This window comes from Methylobacterium sp. 1A (assembly GCF_058072805.1).
This window is the reverse complement of the sequence record NZ_JBYQVE010000001.1, coordinates 206,277-214,359: the sequence shown is the minus strand read 5'-3', so window position 1 is coordinate 214,359 and position 8,083 is coordinate 206,277. Positions and strand designations below refer to the sequence as shown.

The following is an 8,083-nucleotide window of genomic DNA, read 5'->3' as shown; positions in this document are numbered from 1 at the left end:
GGCATCGATGCCGATTCCGGAAGAAATCTTCGCGATGTCGCGCAGGTCCCGCACAGGAATCCGGGCTCGAAGGCCGGCGCGGTGATGATCAAGACCCGATCCGGGCGACGCTCTCCTTGGTTCGTCCGACGCCGCAATAGCTGAAACCGTGGCGCGCGGCGCTCGCGGGGTCGTAGATGTTGCGCAGGTCGATCAGCACGGGAGCCGCCTCACCGGACGACATGGCCTGACGCAGTCGGTCGAGGTCGAGGGCCCGGAACGCGTTCCACTCGGTGACGATCACCACCGCGTCGGCGCCCTCGGCGCAGGCGTAGGCGTTCTCGGCGTAATCCACAGCCGGCATCAGGATCCGAGCCTGCTCCATGCCCTCGGGATCGTAGGCGCGGATTACGGCGCCGGCGTCCTGCAGGCCCGCCACGATCGCCAGCGCGGGCGCGTCGCGCATGTCGTCGGTGTTCGGCTTGAAGGTCAGGCCGAGGAGGGCGATCGTCTTGCCCCGCACCGACCCGCCGCAGGCCTTGATCACCTTGCGCGCCATCGCGCGCTTGCGCTGGTCGTTGACCGCCACCACCGTCTCGACCAGCCGCAGCGGCGTGCCCGCGTCCTGCGCGGTCTTGACCAGGGCCAGCGTGTCCTTGGGGAAGCACGAGCCGCCGTAGCCCGGCCCGGCATGCAGGAACTTCGACCCGATCCGGTTGTCCAGGCCGATGCCCCGCGCCACCGCCTGCACGTCCGCGCCCACCGCCTCGCACAGGTCCGCCACCTCGTTGATGAACGTGATCTTCGCCGCCAGGAACGCGTTCGCCGCGTACTTGGTCAGCTCGGCCGTCCGGCGCGAGGTGACCATGATCGGCGCCTGGTTGAGGTAGAGCGGCCGGTAGACCTCGCGCATCACAGCCTCGGCCCGGGCCTCCTCGGCGCCGACGACGATGCGGTCGGGGCGCTTGAAGTCGGCGATGGCCGCGCCCTCGCGCAGGAACTCGGGGTTCGAGGCGACCGCGAACTGCGCCTCGGGGTTGGTCTCGCGGATGATGCGCTCGACCTCGTCGCCCGTGCCCACCGGAACGGTCGACTTGGTCACAACCACGGTGAAGCCGGACAGGGACCCGGCGATCTCCCGGGCGGCATCGAACACGTAGCTCAGGTCGGCGAAGCCGTCGCCGCGGCGGGAGGGCGTGCCCACCGCGATGAAGATCGCGTCCGCCTCGGCTACGGCGTCCCGCATGGTCGCGCGGAAGGCGAGCCGGCCCTGGCGGACGTTCTCGGCGACCAGGACGTCGAGGCCCGGCTCGTAGATCGGCATGCGGCCGGCGTTCAGGCTGGCGATCTTGTCGGGATCCCGGTCGATGCACACGACCGTGTGGCCGAAATCGGCCAGGCAGGCGCCGGAGACCAGGCCGACATATCCGGCCCCAATCATCGCAATCCGCATCGGGCCCTCCCGGCAGCTCGCCCTCGGCTTGCTGCGATGCAACATGATCCGGGCCGCGTGAGGATGCAACCCGGGCCAGCCTGGATCTGCTCCAGTCTGTCACGGGAATGCAACACCCGCGAAGGATGACTGTAGTTTGACAGCGGGTCCCGGAGCGCCCCGCATCGGCCGCCGATCCGCGCGGCGCGCCTCCGCGACGGCGCGCGGGGCGGCTTCGCAGCGCGGGCGGCTTCCTGTAGAAGCGCCCCCGCCCGACGGGGAGGCCCGGATCCGCCCCCGAGGACCCGACCCAAGGATCGGTGAAGGACCGCGATGACCGAATTGCCCAACGTGCACGTGCGTGCCGAGGTCCTGGCCCAGGCGCTGCCCCACATGCAGCGCTACGACCAGGAGATCGTCGTCATCAAGTACGGCGGCCACGCCATGGGCGACCGGGCCGCGGCCGAGGACTTCGCCGAGGACATCGTCCTGCTGGAGCAGTCCGGCCTGAAGCCGATCGTCGTGCACGGCGGCGGACCGCAGATCGGCAAGATGCTCGACCGGCTCGGCATCCAGTCCGAGTTCCGCGGCGGCCTGCGCGTCACCGACGAGGCCACCGTCGAGGTGGTCGAGATGGTCCTGGCCGGCCTGATCAACAAGCAGATCGTCGGCTGGATCTCGGCCGAGGGCGGCCGGGCGGTCGGCCTGTGCGGCAAGGACGGCAACATGGTCCGGGCCAAGCGGGCGATGAAGACCGTCGTCGATCCCGAGAGCCGCGTGGAGCAGACCGTCGATCTGGGCCTCGTCGGCGAGCCGGACCACGTCGAGCGCGGCGTCCTCGACGCGGTGCTCAAGGCCGAGCTGATCCCGGTCCTGGCGCCGGTCGCCTACGGGGCGGACGGGCAGACCTACAACGTGAACGCCGACACCTTCGCGGGGGCGATCGCCGGGGCGCTCCGCGCCAAGCGCCTGCTGCTGCTCACCGACGTGCCGGGCGTCCTCGACAAGGACAAGAAGCTGATCCCGGAACTCACCGTGGAGGATTGCCGGCGCCTGATCGCCGACGGCACCATCACGGGCGGGATGATCCCGAAGATCGAGACCTGCATGTACGCGATCGAGCGCGGCGTCGAGGCGGTCGTCATCCTCGACGGCAAGGTCAACCACGCCGTGCTGCTCGAGCTGTTCACCGATTACGGTGCCGGCACCCTGATCCGTCGCGGCTGAGATCCGGACCGCCCGCGCACCGTGCCGGATCCCGGCGCGGCGCGCGGGCGCAACCTCCGCGCGCCCAGCGCATTGTCGTACCCCGCCCGCCCCGGAGGGGCCGGCCCAGCAAGGCCCGGGCAAGGTACGGGCAAGCACCGAACTTGCGAGCTTGACCGTTCCAGTCCAGATTCCGGGGCAACAGCAACCTGAGGGGTTCCGGTGCACCACCCCGACAAGGCCCAGTTCACCACGCCCGCGGCGCGCGGCTTCGCCGATGTCGACACCTGGGTGTTCGACCTCGACAACACGCTCTACCCGAGCGACGCGGCGGTCTGGCCGAAGGTCGACGAGCGCATCACCCTGTACGTGATGCAGCTCTACGGGCTCGACGGGATCTCGGCCCGAGCCCTGCAGAAGTACTTCTACCACCGCTACGGAACGACGCTGTCGGCGCTGATGGTCGAGTCGCGCGTCGATCCCCACGACTTCCTCGATTTCGCGCACGACATCGACCATTCGTCGATCAAGCTCGACAAGAGCCTCGGCGACGCGATCGAGCGGCTGCCCGGGCGCAAGCTGATCCTGACCAACGGGTCGCGCCGGCACGCCGAGAACGTCGCCGCCAAGCTCGGCATCCTCGACCATTTCGAGGACGTGTTCGACATCGCCGCCGCCGACTTCGTGCCGAAGCCGGAGCGCACGACCTACGAGCGGTTCTTGGAGAAGCACGCCGTCGAACCGACCCGCGCGGCCCTGTTCGAGGACATCGCCCGCAACCTCGCGGTGCCGCACGACCTCGGCATGGCGACCGTGCTGGTGGTGCCGAAGGTCACCGATCCCTACCGCGAGGCCTTCGAGCAGGAGGCGGTGCGCGAGCCGCATATCGACCACATCACGGACGATCTCGCCGCCTTCCTCTCTGCCTGCGTGCTGCCCGAAGTACGATCCGCATCCGGGGAGCGCCGCTGACGCGAGGCCGGAGCGCTTCACGGGCGGCGCGCATCGGGCCCTGATCCCGAGTCGACCGACGATCCGCCGCGCCGGCAGCAGCGCGGACGGATCGCGGCGGCAACCCAATCGACAAGCCGGCGCCGATCCTGTAGAGAGCCGCCCAACTCACAACAGGATCGCCGAAATCCTGGCGCCGATCGCCCATGAGGGGCGGAACGGCGCGACGGCCGGAGCTATGCCATGAACATCATCGAGCAGCTGGAGCGCGAGGAAGTCGCGCGCCTCGCCAAGACCATCCCGGATTTCGAGCCGGGCGATACGCTCATCGTCAACGTCCGCGTGAAGGAAGGCGAGCGCACCCGCGTCCAGGCCTACGAGGGCGTCTGCATCGCCCGCTCGGGCGGCGGCCTCAACGAGAGCTTCACGGTCCGCAAGATCTCCTACGGTGAGGGCGTGGAGCGCGTCTTCCCGGTCCATTCGCCGATGATCGACTCGATCAAGGTGGCCCGCCGCGGCAAGGTGCGCCGCGCCAAGCTGTACTACCTGCGCGACCGGCGCGGTAAGTCGGCCCGAATCGTCGAGCGCACCGACCGCTACAAGGCCAAGGACACTCCGGCCCCGGCGCCCGCCGCCGCCGAGTAAGCTGTCCGATTCGCTCCGCAGGCCGGAGCGATCGCCCCGTTTCAGACCGGTCCGGCTCAGCCGGGCCGGTTTTTTCGTGGCCGACAGGTCCGTCCAGTCGGCCGATAGCGCTCCTCAGGCAGCCCGGATCCCGTCGAGGAGCCGGTGGATCTCGGCGGAGAGCTGATCGGACCTGCGCGACAGGTCGATCGCGGCGCCGAGCACCTGCTCGGCCGCCTCGCCCGTCGCCTCGGCGCCCTGCGAGACCTCGGCGATGTTGCCGGTGACGGCCTCCGTGCCGGCCGCCGCGCGCGCGACGCTGCGCACGATCTCCTCGGTGGTCGCGCCCTGCTGCTCGATCGCGGCCGCGACGGACGCGGCGAGCGTGCTGACCTCGCCCACACTGCGGCCGATCCCGTGGATCGCCTCCACGGCCTGCCGGGTCGAGGCCTGGACCGCGCCGATCCGCGCGGCGATCTCCTCGGTCGCGGCCGCGGTCTGCTCGGCCAGCGCCTTGACCTCGCCCGCCACGATGGCGAAGCCCCGGCCCGCCTCGCCGGCCCGCGCCGCCTCGATCGTGGCGTTGAGGGCGAGGAGGTTGGTCTGACGGGCGATGCCCGCGATCATGCTGGCGACGGCCCCGATCCGCTCGGCCCCGTCGGCGAGATCGCCCACGAGGGCGTCCGTGCGCCGCGCCTCGGTGGCCGCCCGCGCGGTCTTGGCCGAGGATTGCGCCATCCGTCCGGAGATCTCCTGGATGGTGATCGCCATCTCCTCGGTGGCGGCGGCGACGCTCTGCACGCTCCCGGCGGTCTCCTGCGCGGCCCCGGCGACGCGCGTCGCCCGGGCACTCGTGCGCGACGCCGTCCGCGCCATCGCCTCGGCGGTCGCCTGCATCTCCGTGGCGGCCGCGGAGACGCCCGTCATCAGCGCCCCGGCCCGGGCCTCGAACGCCCGGGTGAGCGCGTCGAGGGTCTGCGCATGCCGGACCTTGGCCTCAGCTTCGCGCGCGACCGCCCGGTCCGTCTCGGCCTTGGCGACCAGCGCCTGCCGGAACACTTCGACGGTCCGGGCCATCTGACCGATCTCGTCCGTCCGCTCGAGTCCCGGTATCGGCTCCGCGCCGTCGCCCCGGGCGAGCGCCTGCATCCGGCGACCGAGGCGGTCGAGGGGGCGCGTGATGCCGCGCCCGATCAGGACGGAGCCGATCACCCCGAGCGCGCCGACCCCGAGCAGAAGGCCGATCGCCGCGAGGGCGAGCGCCTGGAAGGCGGCCCTGATGTCGTCGGTGTAGGTCCCGGCCGCGATCATGATGTCCCAGGGCTCGAACCTGACGGCGAGCGTCGTCTTCGGAGACAGGCCTTCGTGCCCCGGCCGGGGGTAGAGATAGCTCAGCGTCGCCATGTCGGAGGTCTTCAGCCGTTCGATCAGCGTTCCGGCCGCGCGAACGCCGTTGACCCGGGTCTCCAGCTGGTTGCTGCCGACGAGACGGCGGTCGGGGACCGCCAGGACCGTGCCGTCCATCGCGTAGATGGCGACGTAGTTGGTGCCGTTATCGAATCGCATGGCCATGGCGGTCTCGGCCAGCTCCGCCCGAGCTGCCTCACGGGACAGGGCGCCGCTCCTGACCCGGCTCTCGAGACTTTGCGCATAGGTGGTGAACAACTCCGTGACCGTGCGCAGGGACTGCAGCCTTCCCGATAGCATTTCCTGGTAATGCATGCGCAGTCCGATGACACCGATGAACGCTATAAGCAGACCTACCAGACCGATCTGAGACATCATCCGACGTGATAGATTTTTACTCAAAAAAAATCTTATCATAATACGTTCCGCGAGATCGACAAGCTCGTCGATGCTGCGGTTTGGCCTGATAAATCTGAGCTCGCATGTCAACTTGATCTCGCAGATCTGGATCGAGATCTGAAAGACACGCGGTTCAGGCGCGCAGGGCGGGCGAGGAAGCGGTCGCTCGCGACGCGGTCTGCGCCGGCTGCAGGAGCGGGCCGTCAGTCGGCGAGCAGAACCTGAGATCGGGCCCGTGGCGCGGGGCCACGCCCGACCAGCCCGAATGACCGGGATCGAGCCGCTCTCTTGCACGCAGAGCTCGGGCACGATGGGGATGACGTCATCTGCGGATCGGAGTGGCGCCGCGGCCCGACGGAACGGCGCGGAGACGGCGCGATCGGGAGCGGGACAGGCGTCTAGCCGATCCGCGCGGTCACCTCGATCTCGACGCGCATCTCGGGGCGCAGGAGGCCCGCCACGACCACGATCGTGGCGGCGGGCCGGACTTCCGCCAGCACCCGCCCGCAGACGGCCAGCACGGCCTCGGCATCGTCCCGGTCGGTGACGTAGTAGGTGGCGCGCAGGACGCCGGCGAGGCCGGTTCCGGCCTCGGCGAGGACCGAACGGATCGTGCGCCAGCAGGCCTCGGCCTGCGCGGCGGCGCCGTCGGGCATCGTCATCGTGGCGTAGTCGTAGCCGGTCGTCCCGGACAGGTAGACGGTGTCGCCGTCGACCACCGCCCGGGAGTAGCCGTAATCCCGCTCGAACGGGGACCCCGACGTGATCAGCCGCCGGCTCATCCGCCGCGCAGGGCCTCCAGAACCTTGCCGCCGGCGCGGCCCGTCGGTGTCATGCCGAGCCGGCGCTCGACGTCCTTGATGGCGTCGCGCGTCTTCTGGCCGACCTTACCGTCCGGCTCGCCGACGTCGTAGCCGCGGGCGGCCAGCCGGGTCTGGAGGTCGCGGCGCTCGGCCCGCGACAGGGGCGGGTCGTCGGTCGGCCAGGCGGCCTGGACGCCGGGCCGGCCGCGCAGCCGGTCGGACAGGACCGCGATGGCGAGGCCGTAGGATTCGGCGGCGTTGTACGAGTAGATCGCGTCGAAGTTCCGGGTCACCAGGAAGGCCGGTCCGTCGATGCCGGCGGGCGCCAGGATCCCGGCCGGGCCCTCGCCCGAGAGCGGGCGCCCGTCCGCGCGGGTGACGCCGAGCGACGCCCAGTGGGCGACCGGCTTCTTGTTCTTGCGCCCGGCGGCGCCGACGTTGAAGCCGCGGGGCAGCTTCACCTCGTAGCCCCACACCTGACCGTTCTGCCACTTGGCGACGCGCAGGAAGTTGGCGGTGGAGGCGACGGCGTCGGCCACGGAGTCGACCACGTCGCGCCGGCCGTCGCCGTCGCCGTCCACGGCGAGTCGCTGATAGGTCGTCGGCATGAACTGGGTCTGGCCGAAGGCGCCCGCCCAGGAGCCGGTCAGCCGCTCCGGCGCGATGTCGCCGCGCTCGATGATCCGCAGGGTGGCGATCAGCTCGCCGCGGAAGAAGTCCCGACGGCGGTTGTTCGAGCAGGCGAGCGTCGCCAGGGACTGCACCAGCGGCATCTTGCCGAGGTTCTTGCCGAAATTCGACTCGACGCCCCAGACCGCCGCGATCGTGTAGCGGTCGACCCCGTAGCGCGACTCGGCCTGGGCGAGCGCCGCCGCGTTCTGGCGCATGGCCGCGCGCCCGTCCTCGACCCGCTCGTCGTCGACGAGCGCCGCCATGTAGTCCCAGATCGGCGTCTTGAACTCGGGCTGCGCCTGGGACAGCTCGATCACCTTGTCGTCGTAGCCGATGCCGCTCGTGGCGGCCCGGAAGGTCTGCGCCGAGACGCCCGCCGCCGCCGCCTGCGACTGGATGCCGGCGAGGCAGCTGTCGAAATCGGCCCGCGCCGGCAGGCTCGCCAGGGGCAGGACCGCGATGCCGGCGAGCAGCCCGAGCGCGCGCGCCGTCCTCGGTCCCGTCGGGTGCTTCGGCATGCTGACGATCCTCACGATGCGGAACGGAGTCTGGGCGCGGATTCAGGCGACATGTGGGTTAACGAACGGTGAGGAAACCCGCCTCGTCTTGA

At 70.5% G+C, this 8,083-nt stretch carries 7 protein-coding genes; 3 read left to right on the top strand and 4 right to left on the bottom strand.

The window, feature by feature from the left end:
* Positions 1-88: 88 nt before the first annotated feature.
* Positions 89-1,432, bottom strand: a complete 1,344-nt coding sequence (locus ACX9MN_RS01045; protein WP_489723539.1) for a UDP-glucose dehydrogenase family protein — start codon at positions 1,430-1,432, stop codon at positions 89-91.
* Between the two features lie 312 nt (positions 1,433-1,744).
* On the opposite strand from ACX9MN_RS01045, the gene argB reads away from it, so the two are divergent.
* The 3 genes from argB (at position 1,745) to rplS (ending at position 4,213) form a co-directional block, all read left to right on the top strand.
* A complete protein-coding gene (argB, locus tag ACX9MN_RS01040) occupies positions 1,745-2,638 on the top strand; it encodes an acetylglutamate kinase (RefSeq protein ID WP_020095286.1) in 894 nt (297 codons plus the stop codon).
* A 201-nt stretch (positions 2,639-2,839) separates the two neighbouring features.
* On the top strand, positions 2,840-3,589 hold the full coding sequence (locus ACX9MN_RS01035) for a pyrimidine 5'-nucleotidase (protein ID WP_042672461.1): 750 nt from the start codon (positions 2,840-2,842) through the stop codon (positions 3,587-3,589).
* 222 nt (positions 3,590-3,811) lie between these two features.
* Positions 3,812-4,213, top strand: a complete 402-nt coding sequence (rplS, locus tag ACX9MN_RS01030; protein WP_020095288.1) for a 50S ribosomal protein L19 — start codon at positions 3,812-3,814, stop codon at positions 4,211-4,213.
* A 114-nt stretch (positions 4,214-4,327) separates the two neighbouring features.
* On the opposite strand, the gene ACX9MN_RS01025 is transcribed toward rplS, so the two are convergent.
* From ACX9MN_RS01025 to ACX9MN_RS01015, 3 genes are all read right to left on the bottom strand, one after another.
* Positions 4,328-5,899, bottom strand: a complete 1,572-nt coding sequence (locus ACX9MN_RS01025) for a methyl-accepting chemotaxis protein (RefSeq protein ID WP_489725200.1) — start codon at positions 5,897-5,899, stop codon at positions 4,328-4,330.
* 497 nt (positions 5,900-6,396) lie between these two features.
* Positions 6,397-6,780 carry a RidA family protein gene (locus tag ACX9MN_RS01020; RefSeq protein WP_489723538.1) on the bottom strand — a complete coding sequence of 128 codons (384 nt, stop codon included), beginning with the start codon at positions 6,778-6,780 and terminating at the stop codon, positions 6,397-6,399.
* Complete coding sequence (locus tag ACX9MN_RS01015; RefSeq protein WP_020095291.1) at positions 6,777-7,991, bottom strand: lytic murein transglycosylase; 1,215 nt, start codon at positions 7,989-7,991, stop codon at positions 6,777-6,779. The genes ACX9MN_RS01020 and ACX9MN_RS01015 overlap by 4 nt, the downstream gene beginning before the upstream one ends.
* Positions 7,992-8,083 lie beyond the last annotated feature (92 nt).